Source organism: Thermococcus celericrescens (assembly GCF_001484195.1).
GTDB lineage: Archaea > Methanobacteriota_B > Thermococci > Thermococcales > Thermococcaceae > Thermococcus > Thermococcus celericrescens.
In genome coordinates this window covers 1-22,256 of record NZ_LLYW01000036.1, presented here as the reverse complement: position 1 = coordinate 22,256, position 22,256 = coordinate 1, and the positions used below count along the sequence as shown (strand labels likewise).

The following is a 22,256-nucleotide window of genomic DNA, read 5'->3' as shown; positions in this document are numbered from 1 at the left end:
AAACAGGTTTCCTCACACGTCGCTTTTGGCTTCCCTAACCGGTTTAAATAGTTTTTGGCCCCCGCACCAAAGATATGACGAGGAAAGAACAGAAATGGGCATAAAAGTTGAAAAAAATGTCATATTAACTTTCATTGTCGGGTCTTCTCCTCTCGAGGAGACCCTTCACGCTGTCCAGTATGCTGTTCTTGGCGAAGACTATGACCTGACCCCTCTCAGGAAGCTTCGTGTCGCCGGACGGAATTATCAGGTTGCCCTTCTCGTCGTAAACGGCTATCATGAGGGCGTCCCTGGGCAGTTTGAGGTCGCGGACGTACTTGCCCGCTATCTCGCTGTTTTCGTCGATGGTGAAGCGGACTATCTCGGCGCCCTCCTTCGGGAAGAGGACGCGGTCGAAGCCCGGCGTGACTATGTTCCTGCTTATATACTCCGCCGCTATTTCCTCAGGACTGATGACGAAGTCGAAGTAGCGCTTGAGGTCGGTTACCTCCTCGAATATGCGCCTGTTCTTGGGGTTCCCCAGCCTGAGGGAGGTTTTCACCTTGGGGTTCAGGTGCTTTGCCAGTATGCAGGCCAGCAGGTTGGCGTCGTCCTTGCCGGTCAGCGCCGCGAAGGCGTCCGCCTGCTTGATGTTGGCCTCCTCGAGGGTCTTCGGGTCGGTCGCGTCGCCCTCGATAACCAGGCCGTTGATGAGGAGGGAGAGCTCCTTGGCCCTCGCCTTGTCCATCTCGATTATGGTGACGTCGTGGCCGTCCTCCTCGAGCATCTTGGCGACGAGGAAGCCGACCCTTCCGGCGCCCATTATCACGACGAACATCAGTCCTCACCGAGCAGGTATTTTGCTATCTCGGCGTAGGCCGGCCTGGTGACGAGGATCCCGATGAGGACGCCGAGTATCGTGGTGAAGGCGAATCCCTTGAGCGTTCCGACGAAGTAAACCAGCAGGAAGCTCATGGCCGCTATGGTCGTCGCCGCGGAGGCGAAGATGACGAAGAACGCCCTTCCCATTCTCCTGAGGACGCTGGCGCGCCTAGTTATCCTCGTGGTCTTCTCGCCGCTGAGCAGCTCGTCGGTTATGACTATCTGCTGATCGACGCCGGTACCAATCGCCGCGATGATACCCGCGATGCTCGGGAGGTCGAGGTTCCAGTTTATGAGGGACGCGAAGCCGAGGATTATTACAACCTCAAAGAGGCTGGTGCTTGCGATGGGAACGGCAATCCTCCAGTTCCTGTAGTGGAAGTACACGATCAGGAGCACCGCTATCAGGGCGGCGAGGCCGGCGTAGAGGGCCTGGGTCCTGAAGTTTTCCCCGAGGCGCGGGGATATGAACTCCATGCCGACGACGTTGAGCTTGACCGGAAGCGAACCGCTCTTAAGAACGGTGTATATCGTGCTGGCCTCCTGCTCGGCCGTCATCCTGTCAGGTGCGGTTCCTGTGATCTGAACGTCCTGCTGAGGTTCACCCACCGTGAGGCCCTCACCGAGGGAGTAGGGGCCGTAGAGCCCGAGAACCCTGACCACGAGAGAGTGATCGCTCTCACCGGGGGCCCTCGGAACGTAGCGAACCGTGAGGTTCATTCCCTCGAGCTGGGTCTGCAGGTCCTGCGGGACATCGACGAGAACTATCTTATCCTTACCCTCCGCGAGTTTGGCTATCTCATCGGCACTCTGGTTGGCGTAGGCGACGACGGTTACGTTGAAGGCCTTGCCAACCCTCTCCATGAGGGTCGGGGCGTCCGGGGCCTCGGCGTTGAAGTCCGTGCTGTTCATGAGCCTGTAGACCGAGTCAGGAACCACCATCAGGGAGTCAACAGGGGGATCGAGGAACATGTCAACTGGCCAGCCCTTCTTACCGTAGGCGAGCTCGGCAAATTTCTCCGCTGCAGCCTTAGAGATTCTGAACGGAACGGCCCAGCTGTTGTCGGACTTTATCTGGTATATTCCAACGTACTCAACGTCCTCGCCGGTTCCGAACACGGTCCCGGTGAACTCCATGTAGAATACACCCTGACTCTCGATGACTGACTTTATCTGGTTGGCTTCCTCCGCAGTGCTCACATTAGCGACCTTGATAAGCACTATCTGGTCTCCCTGAGCCTCGACGGTGATGTCCCTCAGTCCAAGGGTGTTGAGCCTCTTCTGGAGCGAGCTGACGACGAGCTGCATCGTATCGCTGTCAACGGGGTGCTCCGTCTGGGCGACGAGGGCAACACCACCGGATATATCGATTCCATACGTCAGGGGCTTGAAGGCCAGAGTAGCCACGGAGCCCACGAGGAACAGGGTGAGCAGGATTATCCTCCAGTTGAGGAGAAGGTTCCTGGTTCGTCTCTTCATTCACTACCACCCCTTGCCGGGTTTGAGAGGTACCACTTCAGCACGCCGGCGTTAAGAACCCATGTGTTCATGAAGTCGGCGAGCAGACCGAAGATGAGGACGATGGCTATGTTATCGATGGTCTGGCTGGTGGAGATAATCCAGAGCACAAGCAGGGCGCCGAGGGTGGTGGTGCTCATCGTGAATCCTGTGGAGACCGCGCTGAGGTATGCCTCGTCCAGCGTGTCATCCTTCCTTCTGAGGAGCTTGGTGGTCAGGAGGATGTTGCTGTCAACGGTGTAACCTATGAGCATGAGCAGAGCCGCTATCGTGGCCGTTGTCAGCTCAATGCCGAAGAGACCCATGAGGGCGACGGCTATTGCCATATCCGAGAGGGCCGAGAAGATTATCGTCATTGACGGCACGAGGTTCCTGAAGAACAGGAAGACCACCACTGCCATTGCAAGGAACGCGAAGACGAGGGCCCTGATGCCCTGCTGCTGGGCGATTTTACCGAAGGTGGGCTGAACCTCGCTGTGGGTGTACTCCGCGTTTGGATAGTCGTGCTTCAGTATCTTTATTATCTCCGTAGGGTCCGTACCGACGGGAGCGTAAACCCGGATACCGCTGGTATCAACGCTGGTGAAGCTCTCGACCCTCACGTCCACTCCCAGCTGGGCGCTCAGGGTCTTGGCGAGCTCATCGGGGTTCGCATCGATTCCATAGGCGGTGACGACCACACCACCCTGGAGGTCTATTCCAAGCGTGGGGAAATTAACCGCGAGCAGAATCAGAGCCACAAGGAATACCACCAACGGATACAGGATCATTTTTTTGTATTCCATCTCGGCCAGAAAGCCAAGCTTCTTTCGTTTCCTTGCCCTCACGGCGTCACCGGCCGTGGGCTTTGCCTTAGATTTAGGCTTCGACATACCTTCACCCCGTCGTTAGTTTTTGCAAAACTTGTCGTTAGTTGGAAGCATGAGTTTTAAAATTAGTGGTTCATGCCTGAAAATGGCCAGCGATGAGCAGACCAAAGGGGGGCGGAGAGGAGGCTTAATTCATGAAATAGCCTTCAAATCGGGACTAGGCTCAATCCCCCAGGAGCTTTCGGAAAATTTCGATAACAGCCAGAATTTAACAGTTCAATGCATTCCAGACCAATTCAAAGCAGTTCAACGGCAGAACGGCCCGTCCATAGTTCCCCTATCGAGGGCTTAACTTTAAAAAGGGTACATAATAGGAGCAACAAGAGGTGAGAGACCATGAGCGAGATAGAGACCATCGGGTTCCACTACGTTGTTGAGGCCGCCGGTTGCGATCCTGAGGTTCTGGGTGACGCTGACAGGATAAGGCAGATATTCCTCGACGCGGCGAAGGTCAGCGATATGGAGGTCAAGTCAAGCTATTTCTTCAAGTTCTCCCCGACCGGTGTCAGCGGCGTCGTCATAGTCGCTGAAAGCCACATCTCAGTTCACACCTGGCCCGAGAGGGGCTATGCCGCTCTGGACGTCTACACCTGCGGCACCAAGGCCGACCCGGAGAAGGCCGTCGATTACATACTTGAGCAGTTCAAAGCCAAATACGCCCACGTCTCGGAGATAAAGCGCGGAATAGAGGAGGACGACGACACCTACACCCACATGATAATGACGTGGGAAGAGGCCCTCAGAAAGAATGAGAATGAATAAGGGGCCTCATAGAAGCTTTTCTATCTCTTTTACCGTTTCCAGTCCATCGTCCAGTATTCTCTTGACGTTCTCGAGCTTCGCAACCAGCTCGAGGTTCTTTTCCTCGAGCGCCATGATTCGCTCCCTAAGCTCCTCGTTCTCCCTCCTAAGCTTCCCGCACTCCTCAAGCTCAGCCGGTCGGCCGCCTTCGGCAAGGACCTCAATGTTTCTAACCAGTTCGTCGAGCCTGCCCCGCTTTATGAGCTCGTAGGTCTCCCTGACGAGCTGACCGGCCTTGGTCTCGCCCTTGAGGTGCTTCCTTATCGTTGCCTCAGTCCTGCCGAGTTCCTCCGCGATTTCACTTACTGTCATTCTCGCCTTCTCCCTCGCTATGGCTCCAGCGGCGACCGCTAAGCTGTCCACCCAGGTCAGCCTCTCTGCCGGGTCCTTAATCAGCCCTATGACCTCCGGTCTGAAGAGGGTAGCGAATAGGAGCACGCTCTCAAGCCTGTGTATCTCCTCCCTCCCGAGGGGGTTCAGCGGGACCTCCATTCTCTCACCCCCCTGTTTTTAATCGAGCTCCACAACTGTTTTCCTCATGAGAACCCTGTCTGGGTAAACGACGATTCCCCTGTCCGTTATCTCGAAGGGATGCCTCCTCATGCTGTGACTAGTTCCGCGCATCTTCCAGACTATCAGGCTTCTCTTAAGCTTGCCGTCAATCTCGTCGAGGTCGAGCCTTATTATGCCATCAACACCGTGCTCAACGCCCGGCCCTCCAAAGCCGCGCTCACCAGCGCTTATCTGGCTCACGAGTATGCCCGTAACTCCGAGGCCTGCCAGAACGCGCTTGAGCTGCATGACAACGCTCCTTGCCATCGCGGGCTTGTTAATGTAGAGGGTAGTGACGGAGTCTATCACCACTCTCTTGGCGCCGATGTCCTTGATAGCCGTTCTCAGGACGTCTATGAACTCTTTGATATCCGTCAGGTCGTGGACGATGTACCTCTCGTACTCCCTGCTCTTTCCCACACCCGCTGTGAACGCGTCCACCATCGCAAACAGGCCTTCCTCCTCATACTTCCTGACGTCCCAGCCGAAGCCCGCCATGTTCCCCCTGACCTGAAGGGGGTGCTCCTCCAGTGCCACGTATATGCCGGGCTCGCCGTTCTGAATGCCGCCCCACAGAAACTGCTGTGAGAATATCGTCTTACCAGTCCCAGGGCCGCCGCTCAGGAGAACGACGTTCCTCTCGGGGATTCCGCCGTGAAGAACCTCGTCCATACCGGGGATGCCCGTCCTCACCCTCCCCACCATCGGGCATCACCCCCTTTAGTTACTTTTTGTTACCAATTAGTTTTGGTCCCGTGGACCTTAAAAACGTTGCGCAGGGTTCATGGCCTCCTCCGCACCCCAGCAAAGATGACGAAGACGAGCAACGCCAGCGCGGCCGGCAGGGCCCACCGATGCCACAGGGCCCTCGGCTCTTCACCCCGGCTCTCGCGGGATGTTGGAGTCGGGGTTTCCACGGGGGTTTTGGCGGGAATTTCCACCGAAGTTTTCCTAAGCGAGAGGTTGACGGAAGTTATCTCGCCCTCCCGGAGGGTGACCATTATAAAAGTCCTCTCGTAACCTTCCTTCTCGACCGTGAGGCTGTGGTTGCCCGGCATTATGGAGAGGTTGCAGGGCGTAACGCATTCCCTTCCGTCAACTTCAACGGTGGCTCCGGCTGGAGAGGTCGCAACTACGAGGACCGGCATCTTAACCAGGTTCAGCGAGACGTTCCTGGAAGTGCCAGGGGACAGGGGGACGAGGGTGGAGTTCGGAAGGTAGCCCCGAAGGGAGGCCGAAACGTTGTAAACACCGGCAGTCAGGTTCAGGGAGCAGGGAGAGGTGCACGTTCTGTTCCCGACCCTCACCTCCGCTCCTAGAGGAACCGTGGCAACGTTGAGCTCTGCCGGGAGGGGACTGAGGGTCAGGTTCAGTGAGACGCTTCCGTTGGCCGGAACCGTCACGTTCTTCACGACGCCCCCGTAGCCGGCGAGGGAGGCGCTGACGGTATAGGCACCCGCAGGAAGGACCAGCCTGAGCGGACTCCTGCCGGAGAAAACCTTCCGATTTCCCGCAAAAATCACCAGACTTGCGTTAGGGGGCGTCGTTGAGACTTTGAGGGTTCCGGCCTCCGGATGAACCGAAACCGCCCGCAACAGCGCCGAGAGGTCTGCGTAGAGGGTGACGTTCCTCCCGGCGGAAACCACGACGCCGGAGACAAAGGGGTAGCCGTTGGCGCCGAGCGAGACGTTGTACGAGCTCAGCTCGGAGGTAAATGGAAGGTAGAGCCTCATCGGGGTAAACCACTCCCCAAAAAGATGGAAGCCGTTGACGTAAACGGTAGCGTTGGCAGGTTTTGAGGTTATTCTCCCCGGGACAGGGGTCACTGCGTTCTCAATGTACTCCCTGGAGCAGCCACCATAGGAGCTCCAGCCACCCCCATCTGCCGAAATCGTGACGAGGCAGTATTTTTTAACGCCCGCGTACTCGGCAACCACCGGAAGGCCGCTGGGAAGGAGGAGGTAGTCCCTCACGCGGCACGATGCGAAGAGAACCGTTTCCATCGGGACGGGCTTTGATGGCCCCATCGCCGAGGTCTCTCCCTCCCCGGAGGTCCAGTTGGGGGCGGACATGCACGGGCTTTTCTCAGACTCCGGCGTGGGGACTTCTCTTCCGCCTAAGAAAACGGTCGCGGTCGAGAAGCCGCCCAGGGATTCGTTCAGAAGGGACCCGTTCACCTCCACCACGAGGGGCGCATCGCCAACGCTCAGGTTAAAGATGATGGTGACGTTCCTGACGGACAGCTCAACCGGCCACCTGCCGGCGCTCAGGTTCAGCACTGTCGGAGCGGTCGCGTTTAAATCCCCAACCCTTACCCGTCCGCTGAACTCAAAGAGCACGGGCGTTGGGGACGCGAACGGTACGAACAGCACGCTAAATAAGATTGAGAGCAGAAACAACCTCCTCAACGTTGCCATCGAGCTTCACCTCCCCTCCAGCTATAACGACTGCCCTGTCGGCGAACTCGACGAAAGGCTTCCATAGGTGGGAAACGACAACCATCGAGACGCCCTCGGAGGCAAAACGCCTCAACAGGCCGGCAATTTCGGGTATCGCATCAAAGTCAAGGTTCGCGAGCGGCTCATCCAGCAGAACTAGCTCCGGACTGCCCACAAAGGCGGAGGCTATGCTTAGGCGCTTCGCCATGCCGGCCGAGTAAGTTGAAGTCCTCCTGTCGAGAAAGCCCCCAAGGGAGAACGCCTCAACGACCTCGGAGATGGAACCCCCGCGGATTTCGGCCAGGAACTCAAGCCACTCGCGGCCTGTTCTATGCCTCGGCAGGGCCGGCGGGTCGAAGGAGGCGCCGAACCTAGCCCTGACTTCTTCATCGGCCCACGGATCGCCGCCGAACACCCTGACGGTCCCGGCCGTCGGCCTGTAAGTCCCGGCGCAGAGGTTCAGGAACGTGCTCTTGCCCCCACCGTTGGGCCCGAGGATTAGGGTTACGCCCTCGCCGATTCCAACGCTCACCGAGTCGAGCGCGGTTACGTAACCGAAGCGCTTCGTGAGGTGCTTTGTGCGGATTATCATCTCCTCACCCCCAGGAGGGCGAAGAGGAGGGCGGAGGTGCCGCCCATGATGTACTCGATTGAGAGGGCCCTCGAAGACGGGTAGCTCTCCCGGCCGGAGATCGCCACGGAGGCCGGCACATCGGAGGAGACCACGACACAGTAGGGGCCCGAGTGGTTGAGCGTTACGATTGCCCTTCCAGAACCGAAGAGCGTGGAGGAGTAGATGACTCTGCCCTCTACCGGGTCGTAGAAGGTAACCGAGTAGTCCCCCTGGCCGTTCATGTTGAGGACGAGAACCCTCGCCGACGGGACGACCGAGCAGGAGGTTCCAACCGCGAAGTCAGAGTAGGGCTTGGAGAGCTCGGCGTGCTGAACCGCGAGAGCCACCAGCGTGAAGGCCGCGACGAGGAAGAGGATGAGCCTGATGAATCTCACCTCACGTCCCTCCTTTCAGCGAGGTAGAGAGCCAGGGCGATGAGGAAAAAGGGGAGAAAAACGCAGGAGAGGAAAGCGGACGAGAGGAGTTCCATGAACCAACCGGAAGGAGAGACGCCCGAAGTGTAGGCGTGGAATATCGCCGAGTTGAGAACCGCCGGGGGCAAGGAAGAGATTCTGAACGAGTGGGGCAGGTAGAGAACCGACAGCCCGGCCATCACCGAGACGAACGTGTTGGGGGAACTCAGAGCCACGAGGGAGGAAACCGCGACCGCGTAGAGAACGGCCAGGGCCCAGTAGAGCAGGTACAGGGGAAGTAGGCCCTTCGAGAGTAGGGCGGTGAGTAGGAAGTCACCGGTATCGCCGAAGATGTAGGTGACCGTCAGAATGAACGGGAGGAAGGATGCCGTGAAGAGCATTATGAAAACCGCCAGAACCTTGGAGAGAACCAGCCTCTTTCTCTCTACGGGGAGGGAGTAGAGCGAGAGGGCAAAGCGCGTGTCCCTGTCGTTCCGCAGGACGAGCGATGCTAAGAGAACCGCAGTTAGCATGAAGGCGGTGTAAACCTCATCGGACAGGAGGGGAACGCTGATGCCCATGGTTCTCCAGGAGGAAGCCCTGATGATGTCCTCGCTCGGTGGGAAGGCTATGAAATGGGTAGAGACCCTGATTCCCCGGATGAAGAGGGAAGTTCCGATGAGCAGGAAACCGAAGGCAAAAGCTGTGAGGTTCAGCGGGTCTTCGAGCTCCCAGTGGAGGATTTTCATCGAACCCACCTCCAGAAGTCCCTGATACCGACTGCGAGGGCTATAATGGCCAGGGGGACGAAGTAGTACACGAAGGGACTGCGGGGTCTCTCGAAGGGGTTCTCATCCCGGAACTCCACGTTTGTCGCGAAGAGGTTCCAGCCCTGGAGCCATCGTTTGTTTGAGCCTTCGGCGAGAAGTTTGCGGAGGGCCCGCGAGGCGTTCACGTCTTCCATCGTGGAGCTGATCACGCCCATTAGAACTAGCTCAGGGGGAGTTGAGAACATGTCGGACGCTATCATCAGGCCGGTAGAGGGGTCGTAGAGGGCCGAGAAGCCCGTACCCCCGGAGAAGCTGTAGTCCGGGCCGTGGAGGTTGAACCTCACCACGTCAGATTCGAGGTAAATGAAAGGTGGATGGAAGGTGCGCAGGTGCGTTAAAACCTCAACGTCCCGGTAGCGGGAGTAGCTCAGGTTTTTGATCCTCATCACCCAGGCTCCCCCTTCCGGGACGGTGACGTTCAGGAGGACGGCGCCGGGCCCGGGAGGGGAAGAGGTGTCTACGAAGAAGCTCGGCCTGGCAACGGGCATGCCGTTGCGGACGTACATCCCGCTTTTCAGGTCGAGGGTGAGAACCTCGGAGAGCACGAGCACGCTCGCGTTCGCGAGGTCGGGCCTTTCAACGACGACATCGTGGAGTTTAAGCGTGACGAGGATTTTGGCAGTGTCGTTGTCCACGGAGAGGACCTCAAAGGTCAGGTAAGAGGTCCCCGTCGGCCAGAGGGCGGTGACGTAGTTCTCGTCCCGCGAGACGTTCCTCTCCATCGTCCTGGTGAGGTAGGGATAAAGCGCCTCGAAGGAGCGCCCGTTGAGCATGTCGAGCTTGATCATAACGCTGTTTGTCCCGAACCTCGCGTCCTTCGGAACGATAACTGCATAGGTCACGTAGGCCCCGGGTTTGAGCCAGGCCGGGGCAGTAGCAGATACAGTGGTTGTCCCCATAAAAATTAGAACCAAAAGGACAAGCATTATTTTAGCCCGCACGCGACGTCACCCAAGTCAGTGCTTGTAGAAGTGGGGAATCAATGCAAAAGCCACTCCCCTCTCGCCGTTATACCTCTCGTAGGGTATCTTTGTGAAAGAAACCCTGGCTCCCCTGTATCTCTGTACCCTGGACTTGTCCACCCTGACGCCAGACCAGCGCGCAACATGTTTCACGGTTGAAGTGTCGACGGTTATTCTTCCGTCGCAGATGTTTAGCCATCCAGAGACACCGGCCCAGACCCACTCGTCCTGACTCCATTGGGGAGTGTCAGTGTCGTGGTCGTACATTCTCCAACATCCAGACGAAGATATGACGATCTTTGAGGTCCACGCGGACACGCTGGCTATGGAAACCAGACCCACGAGACAAAGAAGCAGGCTTAATCGCACAAGTTTCTTCATATGCACCACCCTCACTGAGGGTTTTCATTATGTTGTAGAGTATCAAGAACATATAAGATTTTCGAGTAAACAAAGATGTTTATTTATCACAGGACTGATCTCATCTTTGGCATGAAGAGTGAGGCTTTCAAAAGAAAAAAGTAACACGTGCATGGAAGGATGAGCTACCGATTCCTCCTCAAAAACTCACCTATGTCAGTCACGTTCAGAATGAACTTCCTCCTGCTCTCGGTGTTTATCCTGCCGATGCCCAGAATAACACCGTTATCGTCGTAAATCACCAGCTTCTTCGTTCCCTTCCAGTCGTACCGCCTCACGCCGCTCCTTGGCACGTCCTTACCGGTCGTGAAGAGGAACCCAGCCTTGGGTGTTAGAACGGCGTAGTTCTTCGCAACGTCAACGAAGTAGAAGAACTCGACGTTGGGGTAGAACTTCTCGACCAGGTTTTTGTCCACCGTTATCGTGCCCACGAAGGTTCCGTAGGCGTAGGGCTTGATGGGTATCCCCTCAATCTCCGCCCAGACAGTTTCGTTTACCGCGTAGACGTCGCGGAACTTCCCCTCAACCACGGCAAAGAAGTGGTGCCTAAGCTCGCCGTACTTCTCGGCCTCGCGGAGGATTAAATCGTATTCCCACGAGGAGGCGCGTCTGTATCTGAGTTCCCTCTCCATGATTCCAGCCTCGATACCGAGCTTAAAAGCTTAGCCCGTCCCGTTCGGAGGGCTGACGTTTTCAGGGTAGGCTACAATAACGGTGGCGTTCTCGGGAATTTCCCCTATGTGGACGTGAGCGTAGTAGTCCTCAACGACCCACTGTGCGGTAGAGGCGCTGACGAGGGCAGATATGCCGAGGAGGGTCATCGCCACGAGCGAAAGCTTCCACGAAACCCCGATTCCGCGGAAAAGAAGGAGCATTCCGAGGAGGGACAGCGCCAGCCAGAGGGCAAAAGTGGCCGGAAGCAGGGGCATCTCGTGAAGGGACTCCGAGAGAACCACGGCCGAGCCCAGCGCCCCGGCGCCGAAATACAAAAGCCCAAGGAGCTTTCCCCTGCGGACGTTGGCGGCAGAGAGGTAGTAGAGAGCCAGTATTCCGAGGGCAAAGTAGCCGAGCATAAGGAAGGGCAGAGCCCAAGCGAGCTTCCCGTATAGACCCTCAGGAATGACGACTGAGAACATAACCGCTGGAAAGCCGTAGAACATCAGGTTAATCCCCGCCTGAAGGAGAAAGAGACCGGGCAGCAGGTAGGACTTCCAGTCGGCCATAATCAACATTCGTCCCGGCATGTATATTTACTTTTCCTCACTGAAAGCCTCGCCCATCATAGTATCGAGCAGCTCGGCGAATCCCGCCATGTCCGTTCTCTCGAACTCCCTCTCGAACCGGAGGCCGAGCTCCGCTATCTCCTCCGGTGTTATCGTCGTTTCCGGCTCCTCCGCGTTTATTCCCGGGCAGCTCTCGTCGTAGTAGAGCCACAGCCTCTGACCCATGTACTCAAAGGGCATCTCTCCATCAACACCGAGGGGCTTGCGGGAGACCATGAATGGATAGATGCGGCAGATTATCGGGTTCGCATAGTGAACACGGCACTTTCCGGTCTCCGGGTCGTGGAAGACGCAGCCCAGGTCCCACTCCCTCACCGCGAGGACGAAGCGTATTTTGTCCCCCTCAACGGAGAATGTCACGAAGTCCTGGGGGTCGTGACCTGCCCCCGATATTCTCTCTATATCATTCAGAGTTAGATAGATGTGCCTCCCCCTGCAGCAGTCGGGGCAGTAGAGACACCTGAAGGACACCGGTTCCCTGAAGGGTTTGGGTTTGAATCTCATAGAGCTACATTCAAAAAACCGGTTAAAAATGCACCGGATGTTTCCAAAAACTATTCGACGAAATGTTTTTATGAGTTTGAAATGTACACTATATTTGCAAAAAAGAGTTTTGGAGGTAATACCCATGGATGAGATTAAAGAACCCGCCGGGGATGAGGAAAATAAACCAATGACCCCGGAGGAGTACAGGGAGGAGATGGCCAGGAAGCAGGTGGCCAGCCTGATGGCGCACTGGCAGTGGTACCTGGTTCTGGGAATCGTTCTGCTCGTTCTTGGTATCGTCAGTCTCAGCATACTGCCGTTCGTCACCCTGGCCAGCATCGCTGTCTTTGGAGTTTTCCTCATACTCAGCGGTGTCATTCTGATAGCCGTTGCCCTGTTCACCAGCGGTGAGAGCGGGGAAACGCGGATATTTCAGCTCCTGCTGGCGGCGCTCTACATAATAGTCGGAGCGGCAATGCTGGAGGAACCCCTCCTCTCGGCCCAGATCCTGACGTTCATACTGGGCGGCGCATACTTCATCTTCGGTATCGTTAAGGTTCTCATGGGCTTCAAGACCGAAGGCGGGGGCATAGTGATCTTCTCGGGCGTCATCGACTTCTTCATAGGAGTCATGATCCTCGCCAACTGGCCAGAGTGGAGCCCGTGGGTCATAGGAATCTTCGTGGCGATTGAGCTTATAGTCGCCGGTGCGAGCTTCATAGCGCTGTCCCTCGGGGCAAGGTCGATGAAGAACAAGCCAGAGGCTCAGGCATGAGCCAAGGGAAAGCGAAAGAAACGATAAAGAACAAAACCGCTTCCTTTTCCCGTCCCTTCTTTTAACCATCAGTCCTTTGGATAGGCCGCCTTAAAGGCCCCCCAATCGGACTTAGGGCCGTAGGTGACGGTGAAGTTAACCATCTCGTAGTCCTTTGGAACATCGCTCGGCTTGTAGAGTATCAGGTGATAGGAGCCGTCGAGGTACCAGTAGGAGCCGGGGGGTATGCGGAAGGTGTACTTGGATATCGTGACCTTCCTAACGCATTCCGCCTTCCTCGTATATGCAGTCCCGCTCCACACGACCACGTCCATGCACCAGCCGGGGGTCTTGAGCTCAAGAACCACGTAGTCCCCGTAGTCCTCGTCACCCTTCAGAACTAGGTTGTTGTACAGATCGACGGCGTTCTCCCATTCCATGCCGCCGAACGTCATGTTCTTCATAACCAGCAGCTGCCCCTTGGGCGAGGCAACCCCGTACGGCACCGGGTTGTAGGATATTATCGGATAGTACACGATGTAGAATATCACCAGCCCGAAGAGCGATGCTATGAGAAGAACCTTAAGACGAAAAGAGGTTTCGTAGGAGAGTTTCATAAAAAACCACCTCACGAGCTTTTAACAGACACTTTGAAGGCTCCCCAATCTGTCTCTCCCCCGTAAGTCACGGTGAAGTTGACGATCTCATATTTCTGAACCGGACCGTTTTTGTGGAAAACCAGAACGTATCCAGGTTCCAGGCTCCAGCGGGCTATCTCCTTAGCCTCGTGGGTTGGAACCCTGTTGAAGGCGTACTTACTCAGCTGAAGCTCCCTCGCACAATCGTACTTCCTCACCCATCCGTTGGCTGAGCCTCCCCACGTCCACAGGTCAACGCACCACTGCGGTGTGGACACGGTAATCGTGAGGGTATCGTCCAGCTCATCGCTTCCCCCGAGGACGAGGGCGTTGTTCTCGGCAGTGAACGGAACGGCGTTCGTATAGGTAACTCCCGCGATGGAGAAGTTCTGGGCGAGCAGTACCTGACCCCTGGGGGACTCCACTTTAAATGGGTCGACCTGGTGGGAGATGATGGGGTAATAGACTATCATGAATATAGCGATTCCAAAGATGAGGGTCAGGATGAGAACCTTCACCCTGAAGGTTGTCTCATATGATATCCGGGGTTTACCACCCTTCTCCATTCAAACACACCCCGGTCCATACTTGTTCAGCGGTGCTTAAAAGGTTTACTGAACTGAAAAGGTTTTATCCCACCACTGAGGAGAAACACTAAAGCAGAACAGCACATCACCAGAACAACGCGCGAAATAAGTATTGTTTAATCTTTATTCCTCCAAACCAAAACGCTTATATTAAAGTGAGCTTCCTACTATGTTGGGTGATTAAGATGAACATAATCGAAACTGAAAACCTCACGAAAGTTTATGACGGCATTGCCGCCGTGGATCGCCTAAACCTAACCGTGAAAAAAGGGGCTGTCTACGGATTTCTGGGACCAAACGGGGCGGGAAAAACAACGACGATACTTCTCCTCCTGGGCCTCATTCAGCCAACGGAGGGCAGGGCCTACGTGGCAGGAATAGACGTTCAGGAAAAGCCGGTGGAGGTCAAAAGGATAAGCGGGTTCATGCCCGCGGAGGGCGGACTCTATCCCAATCTGACGGCCTTCGATAACCTTATGTACATATCCAAGTTCTACAGGATTCCCAAAGAAGATGCCAAGAAGAGGGCAAGGGAACTGCTCGAGCTTGTGGGACTCGAAGACGCCGCGGACAGAAAGGTGGGGGGATTCTCCACCGGTATGAAGCAGCGCCTTCTGCTGGCCCAGGCTCTTCTAAACGACCCGGAGGTTCTCTTCCTCGATGAACCGACCAACGGTCTTGACCCCAGGGGCGCTGTGGAAATGAGGGAACTGATACGCAGATTGAAGAAAGATGGAAAGACGGTATTCTTCTCGTCCCACATCCTCTCGGAGGTCGAGGAGGTAAGCGATGAGATAGGGATAATCTCCGGGGGAAAACTCCTCATAAGCGGCAGCCAGGAGGAGATAAAGCGGAAATTCATTGAGGGGAGGGTCTTTATAACGGTGGAAACAAAGCAGCCGCTCGTTCTTAATGACCTGAACACCGAAGTGATAGAGTGGCGCAAAGCGGGAAGCAACAGACTGACCGTCTACGCATCCCGGGACATCAGAGAGGAGCTGGTAGAGGAACTAACTGGCATGGGCTACACCGTCATCGATGTTCACCTGCATGAACCAACGCTGGAGGAGGTCTTCCTCGAGCTGGTTTACGGGAGGGAGGAAGGATGATAGGGGCAATAGCGAGCAAGGAGTTCCGTGACTATATGACCAGCAGGCGTTTTCTGGTTCTGTTTGGATTTTTGCTTCTCATAACCCTGCTCGCACTGGCACAGGTAAAGACCGGCATGATGACGTGGCGGGGCATGGAAGGGGAAAGTCCAAAGGTCTACGAAGTCATGTGGGGGGTCACATATTACCTAGGACTCATCGGAGGGATATTCGCCCTCGCGCTCGGTTTTGACGCGATAACCCGTGAGAGGGAGAACAGGACTCTCAAGGTCCTCATGGGCCATCCGGTCTACAGGGATCAGGTAATACTAGGAAAACTCCTCGGGGGCGCCATGACACTGGCGGTGGCGGTGGTGATAACGTTCCTCGTCGTTCTAGGAACGCTGATGTGGATGGGGGTCACAGTGGACGGCACTTCAATCACCAGACTGGCGGTGTACTTCTTTTTCGCCTACCTATACCTGCTGGTGTTCTTCGGGATAGCCGTTGCGTTTTCGGCACACTCCAAGTCCAGCGGCAGCGCCCTGATGTACGCCCTGGTTCTCTTCCTGGCAGTTACGGTGGTGTTTGAAGCCGTGGCGCCAATCGTGGCAGATCACGTGGCAGGACCACAGCCCCAGCCCCCACAGGAAGCGTTCACAGGTTATTCCGAGAACGTGACCCTGGAGGAACTGCAGGCGCAGGAAAAGCTGTGGGAGGAGTACGACAACCTGATACAGGAGTGGAGCAAGAAATACTTTGACACCATCGAAACGGTCAGCAGCCTGTCCCCAAGGGCGGACTTCCAGCAGATATCGGAGTACGTGCTCAATCCCCACGCACAGTCCTGGAAGGACGCGATGTATTCCCCGGGAATTGAGGGTCCCGAACAGCCGACGTACAGTCTGGCCGAGAGCCTGTCCTTCGCCAAGAGGGAAATCGTCTTCCTGCTGGCGTATCTGATAATAGGCTTTGTCGCGGCATACCTTGGATTCGTACGGGCGGAAATAAGGTGATGGAGATGAAGAAGGCCCTCACGGCAGTCCTTTTTTTCCTCCTTCTGGCCGTCCCCGCGGCGTCCGCTGAAACCATCAGCCTAACCCTTCACGTGGGGCAGAGCGTAACGGTCAACGGGATTCCCATAGAGTTCACGGACTTTTCAAACGATGGGAAAGCCGCCCTCAGGATAAACGGAACCACGTATGTTCTCTCATTCGGGGACACTGTAAAGGTTACGGAAGGCCTGAACATGACGGCGGGCAGCCTTAAGCCAGAGGAGGGTGCGGTTCATATCATACTCTCCGGCGACGATATCCGCGTAGAAAGTCCCTCCGGCAACATAGCACTGGAAACCCAGTTCCCCAGCAAGATAACCAAACCTGGGGGACAGGTGATGTTCTCAGTAACGGTAAGAAACAACGGAGGAGATACGTTCGTTCCGCTCTCCGTAGAGGCTCCTCCCGGATGGAGCGCCAGAATAACGGAGGGAAGTTCTGAAATCAACGGTATCTACCTGCGGCACGGAGAGAGTGCCCAAGTTGTCGTGGCCATTAAAACGTCCACGAAAACGGGTAGGTTTGATGTGCTCCTTCACGCCGGCGAAAGCCAGCTGAAGCTCTCCGTCACAGTAAAGGAGGGAGGAGTCGGAATCCAGTGTGATTATCCGGTGAAGGAAGTGGAGGCCGGGGAGAGTGTATCATTCGAGCTCCATCTGAGTTCTCAATCGCCCACAGTGGTCTCCCTGAGTGCAGAGATTCCAGAGAAATGGAGCGCAAGATTCCTCGCAGGGGGAGAGCCAGTACGTGCGGTGAGGGTCTCCGGTGAGAGCACCGTAAGGCTGGTCATAGGCGTTCCCAGCGATGCCCCAGTGGGCATGTATAACGTTACAGTGAAGGCTGGGAATGCCGAGGAGACTCTTGGAGTCTATGTGAACAAAACCCACGCCGGTGAAAACGGCACCCTCTCAGTCAAGGTCACGGATGAAGGCTCAGGAACCTACGTGGCTGGTGCCAAGGTGGAGCTCCTTCGGCACGGGAAGACTGTGACGGAAGCAAAGACACTTTCCGATGGGACCGCCTCAATCGAAGCTCCAGAGGGACACTACACCGTGAGGATCTCAAAGGAATCCTACCGCAAGGTCGAGAAAAACGTTGAAATAAAGGCCGGCAGGAGAAAGGAGCTCCATGTGAGCATGCGCAGACTGCCTTACTACATGGACATCAGTGTTTCTGAGCCGTCGAAGAGTCAGGTGCTCGGGAGAAGCTTCACTTACATCGTGGTTCTAAAGAATCTTGGAACAGAGGACGATACGTACTCACTGAGCCTAAGTGTGCCCCAGAACTGGGGCGGAATGGTGGTGGAAGACCCGGCCTCACGCACGGGGATAACCAGCGCATACGTCCGGTCCGGGAAAGAAAAGCAGTTTTACGTGCTCCTGATACCCCCCGACACGGCGGAGCTCGGAACGTACCGCTCAACCCTCCGTGTGGCCTCAGCTGGGAGCGGTGAAGAGCGGGAGATAAACCTCACGGCAAAACTGACCGGCAGCTACGGACTGACGGTGACTCTAGAACGGTACAGTTTGAAGGTGGACGCTGGAGACGAGGCAAAGACCACGGTCAGGGTGTATAACACAGGCACCAGCCCGCTGACAAACCTCAGAATCGAAGTCAAGGCTCCCAAGGGATGGAACGTAAAGGTGGAGCCGCGGAAAGTGCCTTCCCTGGGGAGGGATGATGAGGTAGAGTTCACAATTGAGGTGGCGGTTCCCGAGAACGTGGATGCCGGGGACTATCTCATCACCCTCAACGCCATCAGCGACCAGAAAACTAAGGAGGCAAGCATCAGGGTTACCGTGAGCAAGGGAAGCGGTCAGACGTACCTGGGGCTGGCCATAATCCTCGGAGCGCTCTTAGTGCTGGGGCTCCTGCTGAGGAGATACGGAAGGCGCTGATCTCCCTTTCCATTTCTATGTGTTCAGGTGTCCATCGAAGTGGCCTCCCGTCTCAAAGTCCGCATAGCCCCTATCGAGCCTCTTGGCGACGTAGGGCCCGTTCTTCCGGTAGCCGAACTTCCTGTAGTAGTTCCTAACACCGACGCCGCTTATAACGAGCATCTTCTTCACGTCGAACTCCTCTCTCGCTATCCTCTCGGCCTCCGCCAGCAGTTCCCTTCCGTAGCCCCTGTGCTGCCACTCGTACTTCGGCTTCCCGCCTATCGGCACGAGCGGCCCGTACACGTGGAGCTCCCTGACTATCGAGGAGGGACAGCAGTTTATCTCCTTCCTGTGGGCCTTTTCACTCGGAATCCTGAGGCGGATGAAGCCGATAAGAACGTCGTTCTTTGTGTCCTCGAAGCTCAGGAATATCTCCCTTCCCCCGGCGGCATCGTAGTCCTCGCGGAGGAGCTTTATGTGCTCGACCTCGGGCTGAACCCCGAACTTCTCCATCATGTGGCCGACTTCTCTAAACCTAATCTCCCTCGGCCTTACCCCGCGCTTTACGAGTTCGTTGAAGACGAGCTGGCCCAGATTGGAGTGCCTAACGCCGTCAACGATGAGCTGAACCGGGATGTCGCGCTGGATTCTCATCACGCGAACCCACTTCGGGAAGAACCTGTAGGCCTCGACGAGAAGCTCCACCGCCTCCTCCGTGCGGTAGGGGCGGTATTTGCCCTCCCTCCACTGGCGATAGAGCGGTGCATCGGCGGTAACTAGGGTGGGATACACCTTCAGCATGTCCGGGCGGAAGCGGGGATCCTCGAAGATGGCGCGGAAGGTGTAGAGGTCCCTCTCGAAGTTGCTTCCAGGCAGGCCGGGCATTATGTGGTAGTTGATTTTGAGGCCCGCGTCGCGCAAAAGCTGGGTGGCCCTGACTATCTCCTCGACGCCGTGTCCCCTTCTGGTCCTCTCGTGGATGAAGTTGAATATGGTCTGCACTCCAAGCTCAACCCTTGTCGTTCCGAGCTTCAGCATCCTGTCTATGTGCCTCTCGAAGGCCCAGTCCGGGCGCGTCTCTATCGTCAGGCCGACCATCCTGACCTTAGCCCTCTCGTTCTTCCTCTGCTCGTCTTCGAGGTAGTAGTAGGGCTTTGCGTGCGTTTTCTCCCAGGCCTCCTTGAACTTCGGGTCCTCCTCCAAGACGGACTCATCACTGTGGACTATCAGCCTGACGAGCTTCTCCTCAAGGTTCTCTACCTCCCTGAAGTGCGGGAAGTCGTTCATCGCTTTGAAGGCGCACTTGACGAACCACTCCTGGTAGTCCAAGTCCACGGCCGGGAAGGTGCCGCCCTGGATTATGACCTCCACCTTGTCCACGTCGTGCCCTATGTCGGTGAGCTGCTTAAGGCGGCGCATCATGATGATGTACGGATGGTAGGCGCTCTGAACGGCCCTCAGGGCGGAGGGCTCCCTTCCGGTGTAGCTCTGGGGAGAGCCAACGCTCGGTCCTCCGGGACAGTAGATGCAGCGCCCGTGTGGGCACGGGAAGGGCTTGGTCATCATGGCGACTACAGCGACGCCGCTTATCGTCCTCGTCGGCTTTCGCTTGAGCAGATCCCTGAACTCCTCGCGCCTGTCCTCCGGAATGGCCTTGAGGATGTCCGAGTTACCGGGAATCTTTGAGAGATGATACTTCCTGGATACGGCTATCTTATACCTGTTGAGCTCCTCACGGCCCTTTATCTCGCCGTTCATGACGGCCCTCGCGAGTTCTTCAACGGCCTTCCTAAACTCACCCTCGCCCATCTCAACACCTCTCGGCTGGAGTTGAGGCTCGGTTTTAAAAGGGTTTGCCGGACATATTCAGTTAGTGAATAATTCACCAAGTGAATATGAGGTGGGAGAATGAACCGCGACGAGCTGGTGGCGTTCCTTGACGAACACCTCAACGTTCAGGCTTACCCCGACAAGTCGAGCAACGGCCTCCAGGTGGAGGGGAAGGCGGAGGTCGAAAGGGTCGCCTTTGCAGTTGATACCACTCTAAGAACAATCGAGAGGGCCGCAAAGGCCGGAGCCGACATGATGGTGGTCCACCACGGCATGATATGGGGCGGCCTCGGATACATCACCGGGATACACTACAGACGCCTGAAGGCCCTCATGGAGAGCGGGATAAACCTCTACGCCGCCCACCTGCCCCTCGACGCCCACCCCGAGGTCGGCAACAACGTCGAACTGCTCCGCATTCTTGGCATTGAGCCCAGGGGCCCCTTCGGCGAGTACAGGGGGCTGAGCGTGGGCTTCTATGGAGAGTTCGATGAGCCGCAGCCGATCGAGAAGGTGGCGCATATAATCGCCGAGAAGCTCGGCACGACCGTCAGAACCTACGAGTTCGGGGAGAGGGAGATAAAAACTGTCGGTGCCGTGAGCGGCGCCGGGGCCTTCGCACTTGAGGAGGCGCACAGAAAGGGAATCGACCTGCTCGTAACGGGCGAATTCACCCACGCGGATTATCTAACGGCCATCGATCTGCCCCAGAGCGTCCTCGCTGCCGGCCACTACAAGACCGAGACTCTCGGAGTCAAGGCTCTGATGCGGGTCCTCAGAGAAAAGTTTGACGTGGAGGTTCTCTTCATAGACGAGCCGACGGGGCTTTGAAACCGACACGTTTCATTTTACCCTCCTGACCTCCTCTCCGCCGTGAAGGGCGAGGGTTCGGCTTAACCCCTCGCTAAGGGCGGAGAGGTTTGAAGGGTCTCATTCAAACCCAAGTTAAAGCAGGTCTTCGACCCCTCGGGGAGGGTCTTCCCCCCGTTACCCCTCCTCTGAGCGTAAAGACCGCTCAGATTCGGGGTTATGGTTTTCACCACCTTCTTCAAAATATTAAACGCTCCAACTAAGTCCGCGTTGAAGATAAGCCCCGTCACGGGACACTTAAATAACCCACGAACAAACCTCGCCCCCTCGTGGGGCTTCCCGCAGACGGGACAACGCTTAGACGTGAAAGCCTCATTAACAACCAAAACCCTAATACCATACTCCTCGGCGACCTCGATTAAGCGTTTAATGACACAGTTAAACCGCCAGACGTGAGAGAGGAGGAAGTTCTGCTTCCTGCCTTTGTCCGAGTTTCTCGCTATCCCCTTGGGATAACCGACGACAATCCTGTTAACTCCCAACTGATGAAGTCTCTCGACGGTTTGTCTAACCGCCGTGTTGATGTAATGTTTCGCCTGAAGTTTAGCCTTCTCATGCATTCCCTTGAGGTTTCTACTCTTCTTCGCACCGCTTTTATTGAGTCTCGACTGGTATTCAGCTATTCGTTTTTGCCAGTAAAATGCAATGCTCTTTAATGGTCTCCCGTTGACTAAGAAACTCTCGCCGTTCTCGACGTAAACGGCCATCAAGTTGTTCACTCCAAGGTCAATTCCCGCCGAAAGGCTTCCCAATGGGTTTCTTGGGACTTCAACCCATTCGTTTCCAATCAGTTTCTCCTCGACGGTGAAGCTCACGTGAGCATACCATTTCCGCCTTATTGGGTCATACTGGATTTCTAAGCGCCCTTGCTTGCCCTTCAGGTGTATCCTGCCCTTAAACTGGATTTCAAGCTTCTTGAACCTTCCGAGCCCCTTGAGGATTAGCTTGTTGCCCTCAATCTTGTACTGGTCGTTTCTGAGGACGATCAAGGGTCTTCTCTTTCCGCCTTCTTTCAGATAGCTTGGCGGTTTTGGTTTGAGCCACTTGGGGAGTTCTTTGGTCTTCTTTTTCATCGCAAGGGCGAAGAAGCTTCTCCAGGCTTCGGCGTTCTTCCTGCAAATTTGCTGAACTGTCGCGGAACCGATTTCCTTTTTGAATTCCTCGTAAACGGTTTTCTCGGTTTTAAGGAAATCAACGGGTTTGCCCTCGAAGAATTCTTGCCTGCGAAGGTAGTTCACCCTGTTCCAGACTTTGGCTCCAACGTCGGCTAACTCGAAGAGGATTTTCTTTTGGGCCTTCGAGGGCTGGAGTTTGAGGGTTACGCTCCTCTTCGTTTCAACTCACGCTCCCATTGGGTTTCAACGTAGTGTTTGACGATCTCATCAGTTATGTAGCCGACTGAGGCGACGAAGTAGGAGCGGGACCAGAGCCTGCCGTGCGTTGTTTTACTCCTCAGTTCGGGGAATTCTTGAAGGAGTTTTCTGGCGGTTTTGCCCTTCAGGTGGTTC

General features: G+C 56.0%; 26 protein-coding genes. 7 read left to right on the top strand and 19 right to left on the bottom strand.

Annotated elements, in window-relative coordinates:
- Positions 1-124: 124 nt before the first annotated feature.
- From APY94_RS10480 to APY94_RS10470, 3 genes are read right to left on the bottom strand one after another with little or no spacing between them, the layout of a single operon-like run.
- The gene (locus tag APY94_RS10480; RefSeq protein ID WP_058939580.1) at positions 125-817 is read right to left on the bottom strand and encodes a potassium channel family protein; all 693 of its coding nucleotides are present in this window, start codon (positions 815-817) and stop codon (positions 125-127) included.
- A complete protein-coding gene (locus APY94_RS10475; RefSeq protein WP_058939579.1) occupies positions 817-2,340 on the bottom strand; it encodes a preprotein translocase subunit SecD in 1,524 nt (507 codons plus the stop codon). Before APY94_RS10475 ends, APY94_RS10480 begins: the two co-directional genes overlap by 1 nt.
- Complete coding sequence (locus APY94_RS10470; RefSeq protein WP_058939578.1) at positions 2,337-3,251, bottom strand: protein translocase subunit SecF; 915 nt, start codon at positions 3,249-3,251, stop codon at positions 2,337-2,339. The genes APY94_RS10475 and APY94_RS10470 overlap by 4 nt, the downstream gene beginning before the upstream one ends.
- A gap of 82 nt (positions 3,252-3,333) precedes the next feature.
- Between APY94_RS10470 and APY94_RS13250 the strand changes: the two genes are divergently transcribed.
- Positions 3,334-3,540: a hypothetical protein gene (locus APY94_RS13250; protein ID WP_157065530.1), complete on the top strand. Its 207-nt coding sequence runs from the start codon at positions 3,334-3,336 to the stop codon at positions 3,538-3,540.
- A 44-nt stretch (positions 3,541-3,584) separates the two neighbouring features.
- Positions 3,585-4,010, top strand: coding sequence for an adenosylmethionine decarboxylase (speD, locus tag APY94_RS10465; RefSeq protein ID WP_058939577.1), 426 nt, complete (start codon positions 3,585-3,587; stop codon positions 4,008-4,010).
- 6 nt (positions 4,011-4,016) lie between these two features.
- Here the strand turns inward: speD and APY94_RS10460 are convergent, their stop codons facing one another.
- From APY94_RS10460 to APY94_RS10410, 11 genes are all read right to left on the bottom strand, one after another.
- A complete protein-coding gene (locus tag APY94_RS10460; protein WP_058939576.1) occupies positions 4,017-4,541 on the bottom strand; it encodes a hypothetical protein in 525 nt (174 codons plus the stop codon).
- Positions 4,542-4,559: 18 nt separating this feature from the next.
- Positions 4,560-5,306, bottom strand: coding sequence for a KaiC domain-containing protein (locus APY94_RS10455; RefSeq protein WP_058939575.1), 747 nt, complete (start codon positions 5,304-5,306; stop codon positions 4,560-4,562).
- 77 nt (positions 5,307-5,383) lie between these two features.
- A complete protein-coding gene (locus APY94_RS10450) occupies positions 5,384-7,018 on the bottom strand; it encodes a PEGA domain-containing protein (protein WP_083500649.1) in 1,635 nt (544 codons plus the stop codon).
- Entirely contained in the window at positions 6,975-7,631 is a 657-nt protein-coding gene (locus APY94_RS10445) for an ABC transporter ATP-binding protein (RefSeq protein ID WP_211259708.1), read from the bottom strand. The genes APY94_RS10450 and APY94_RS10445 overlap by 44 nt, the downstream gene beginning before the upstream one ends.
- Positions 7,628-8,047, bottom strand: a complete 420-nt coding sequence (locus APY94_RS10440; RefSeq protein WP_058939573.1) for a hypothetical protein — start codon at positions 8,045-8,047, stop codon at positions 7,628-7,630. Before APY94_RS10440 ends, APY94_RS10445 begins: the two co-directional genes overlap by 4 nt.
- A complete protein-coding gene (locus APY94_RS10435) occupies positions 8,044-8,814 on the bottom strand; it encodes an ABC transporter permease (RefSeq protein WP_058939572.1) in 771 nt (256 codons plus the stop codon). Before APY94_RS10435 ends, APY94_RS10440 begins: the two co-directional genes overlap by 4 nt.
- Positions 8,811-9,836, bottom strand: a complete 1,026-nt coding sequence (locus APY94_RS10430; protein WP_157065529.1) for a hypothetical protein — start codon at positions 9,834-9,836, stop codon at positions 8,811-8,813. Before APY94_RS10430 ends, APY94_RS10435 begins: the two co-directional genes overlap by 4 nt.
- Before the next feature lie 15 nt (positions 9,837-9,851).
- Positions 9,852-10,124, bottom strand: a complete 273-nt coding sequence (locus tag APY94_RS10425) for a hypothetical protein (RefSeq protein ID WP_211259707.1) — start codon at positions 10,122-10,124, stop codon at positions 9,852-9,854.
- A 278-nt stretch (positions 10,125-10,402) separates the two neighbouring features.
- Positions 10,403-10,909, bottom strand: a complete 507-nt coding sequence (locus tag APY94_RS10420) for a PUA domain-containing protein (RefSeq protein WP_058939569.1) — start codon at positions 10,907-10,909, stop codon at positions 10,403-10,405.
- Between the two features lie 30 nt (positions 10,910-10,939).
- Positions 10,940-11,500 (bottom strand): hypothetical protein, encoded by a 561-nt coding sequence (locus APY94_RS10415; protein ID WP_058939568.1) that lies wholly within the window; start codon positions 11,498-11,500, stop codon positions 10,940-10,942.
- A gap of 27 nt (positions 11,501-11,527) precedes the next feature.
- Complete coding sequence (locus tag APY94_RS10410) at positions 11,528-12,064, bottom strand: YkgJ family cysteine cluster protein (protein ID WP_058939567.1); 537 nt, start codon at positions 12,062-12,064, stop codon at positions 11,528-11,530.
- Positions 12,065-12,188: 124 nt separating this feature from the next.
- Here APY94_RS10410 and APY94_RS10405 point away from each other — a divergent pair, with 124 nt between their 5' ends.
- Positions 12,189-12,821, top strand: coding sequence for an HdeD family acid-resistance protein (locus APY94_RS10405; protein WP_058939566.1), 633 nt, complete (start codon positions 12,189-12,191; stop codon positions 12,819-12,821).
- A gap of 68 nt (positions 12,822-12,889) precedes the next feature.
- Here the strand turns inward: APY94_RS10405 and APY94_RS10400 are convergent, their stop codons facing one another.
- A complete protein-coding gene (locus APY94_RS10400; protein WP_058939565.1) occupies positions 12,890-13,417 on the bottom strand; it encodes a hypothetical protein in 528 nt (175 codons plus the stop codon).
- Between the two features lie 11 nt (positions 13,418-13,428).
- Positions 13,429-14,004: a hypothetical protein gene (locus tag APY94_RS10395; protein ID WP_058939564.1), complete on the bottom strand. Its 576-nt coding sequence runs from the start codon at positions 14,002-14,004 to the stop codon at positions 13,429-13,431.
- 206 nt (positions 14,005-14,210) lie between these two features.
- Here APY94_RS10395 and APY94_RS10390 point away from each other — a divergent pair, with 206 nt between their 5' ends.
- The 3 genes from APY94_RS10390 to APY94_RS10380 are packed head-to-tail and all read left to right on the top strand — an operon-like array spanning position 14,211 to position 18,066.
- The gene (locus APY94_RS10390; RefSeq protein WP_058939563.1) at positions 14,211-15,134 is read left to right on the top strand and encodes an ABC transporter ATP-binding protein; all 924 of its coding nucleotides are present in this window, start codon (positions 14,211-14,213) and stop codon (positions 15,132-15,134) included.
- Positions 15,131-16,129 carry an ABC transporter permease gene (locus tag APY94_RS10385; RefSeq protein WP_058939562.1) on the top strand — a complete coding sequence of 333 codons (999 nt, stop codon included), beginning with the start codon at positions 15,131-15,133 and terminating at the stop codon, positions 16,127-16,129. The genes APY94_RS10390 and APY94_RS10385 overlap by 4 nt, the downstream gene beginning before the upstream one ends.
- A complete protein-coding gene (locus APY94_RS10380; RefSeq protein ID WP_083500648.1) occupies positions 16,129-18,066 on the top strand; it encodes an NEW3 domain-containing protein in 1,938 nt (645 codons plus the stop codon). Before APY94_RS10385 ends, APY94_RS10380 begins: the two co-directional genes overlap by 1 nt.
- 15 nt (positions 18,067-18,081) lie before the next feature.
- On the opposite strand, the gene APY94_RS10375 is transcribed toward APY94_RS10380, so the two are convergent.
- Positions 18,082-19,857, bottom strand: a complete 1,776-nt coding sequence (locus APY94_RS10375) for a tRNA uridine(34) 5-carboxymethylaminomethyl modification radical SAM/GNAT enzyme Elp3 (RefSeq protein WP_058939560.1) — start codon at positions 19,855-19,857, stop codon at positions 18,082-18,084.
- 99 nt (positions 19,858-19,956) lie between these two features.
- Between APY94_RS10375 and APY94_RS10370 the strand changes: the two genes are divergently transcribed.
- Complete coding sequence (locus APY94_RS10370) at positions 19,957-20,709, top strand: Nif3-like dinuclear metal center hexameric protein (protein ID WP_058939559.1); 753 nt, start codon at positions 19,957-19,959, stop codon at positions 20,707-20,709.
- 62 nt (positions 20,710-20,771) lie between these two features.
- Here APY94_RS10370 and APY94_RS10365 read toward each other — a convergent pair whose 3' ends face one another.
- Entirely contained in the window at positions 20,772-22,031 is a 1,260-nt protein-coding gene (locus APY94_RS10365; protein WP_058939558.1) for an RNA-guided endonuclease InsQ/TnpB family protein, read from the bottom strand.
- A 35-nt stretch (positions 22,032-22,066) separates the two neighbouring features.
- Positions 22,067-22,256, bottom strand: a 190-nt coding sequence (locus APY94_RS10360; protein WP_211259706.1) for a transposase, incomplete at its 5' end; no start/stop codon positions are given.

Coding starts and splice junctions, on each gene's coding strand:
- APY94_RS10390 (WP_058939563.1), top strand. CDS start 14,211: ATGAACATAATCGAAACTGAAAACCTCACGAAAGTTTATGACGGCATT.
- APY94_RS10420 (WP_058939569.1), bottom strand. CDS start 10,909: ATGGAGAGGGAACTCAGATACAGACGCGCCTCCTCGTGGGAATACGAT.
- APY94_RS10400 (WP_058939565.1), bottom strand. CDS start 13,417: ATGAAACTCTCCTACGAAACCTCTTTTCGTCTTAAGGTTCTTCTCATA.
- APY94_RS10460 (WP_058939576.1), bottom strand. CDS start 4,541: ATGGAGGTCCCGCTGAACCCCCTCGGGAGGGAGGAGATACACAGGCTT.
- APY94_RS10380 (WP_083500648.1), top strand. CDS start 16,129: ATGGAGATGAAGAAGGCCCTCACGGCAGTCCTTTTTTTCCTCCTTCTG.
- APY94_RS10450 (WP_083500649.1), bottom strand. CDS start 7,018: ATGGCAACGTTGAGGAGGTTGTTTCTGCTCTCAATCTTATTTAGCGTG.
- APY94_RS10410 (WP_058939567.1), bottom strand. CDS start 12,064: ATGAGATTCAAACCCAAACCCTTCAGGGAACCGGTGTCCTTCAGGTGT.
- APY94_RS10375 (WP_058939560.1), bottom strand. CDS start 19,857: ATGGGCGAGGGTGAGTTTAGGAAGGCCGTTGAAGAACTCGCGAGGGCC.
- APY94_RS10475 (WP_058939579.1), bottom strand. CDS start 2,340: ATGAAGAGACGAACCAGGAACCTTCTCCTCAACTGGAGGATAATCCTG.
- APY94_RS10425 (WP_211259707.1), bottom strand. CDS start 10,124: ATGTACGACCACGACACTGACACTCCCCAATGGAGTCAGGACGAGTGG.
- APY94_RS10370 (WP_058939559.1), top strand. CDS start 19,957: ATGAACCGCGACGAGCTGGTGGCGTTCCTTGACGAACACCTCAACGTT.
- APY94_RS10445 (WP_211259708.1), bottom strand. CDS start 7,631: ATGATAATCCGCACAAAGCACCTCACGAAGCGCTTCGGTTACGTAACC.
- APY94_RS10385 (WP_058939562.1), top strand. CDS start 15,131: ATGATAGGGGCAATAGCGAGCAAGGAGTTCCGTGACTATATGACCAGC.
- speD (WP_058939577.1), top strand. CDS start 3,585: ATGAGCGAGATAGAGACCATCGGGTTCCACTACGTTGTTGAGGCCGCC.
- APY94_RS10395 (WP_058939564.1), bottom strand. CDS start 14,004: ATGGAGAAGGGTGGTAAACCCCGGATATCATATGAGACAACCTTCAGG.
- APY94_RS10405 (WP_058939566.1), top strand. CDS start 12,189: ATGGATGAGATTAAAGAACCCGCCGGGGATGAGGAAAATAAACCAATG.
- APY94_RS10470 (WP_058939578.1), bottom strand. CDS start 3,251: ATGTCGAAGCCTAAATCTAAGGCAAAGCCCACGGCCGGTGACGCCGTG.
- APY94_RS10480 (WP_058939580.1), bottom strand. CDS start 817: ATGTTCGTCGTGATAATGGGCGCCGGAAGGGTCGGCTTCCTCGTCGCC.
- APY94_RS10455 (WP_058939575.1), bottom strand. CDS start 5,306: ATGGTGGGGAGGGTGAGGACGGGCATCCCCGGTATGGACGAGGTTCTT.
- APY94_RS10435 (WP_058939572.1), bottom strand. CDS start 8,814: ATGAAAATCCTCCACTGGGAGCTCGAAGACCCGCTGAACCTCACAGCT.
- APY94_RS13250 (WP_157065530.1), top strand. CDS start 3,334: ATGGCCAGCGATGAGCAGACCAAAGGGGGGCGGAGAGGAGGCTTAATT.
- APY94_RS10415 (WP_058939568.1), bottom strand. CDS start 11,500: ATGGCCGACTGGAAGTCCTACCTGCTGCCCGGTCTCTTTCTCCTTCAG.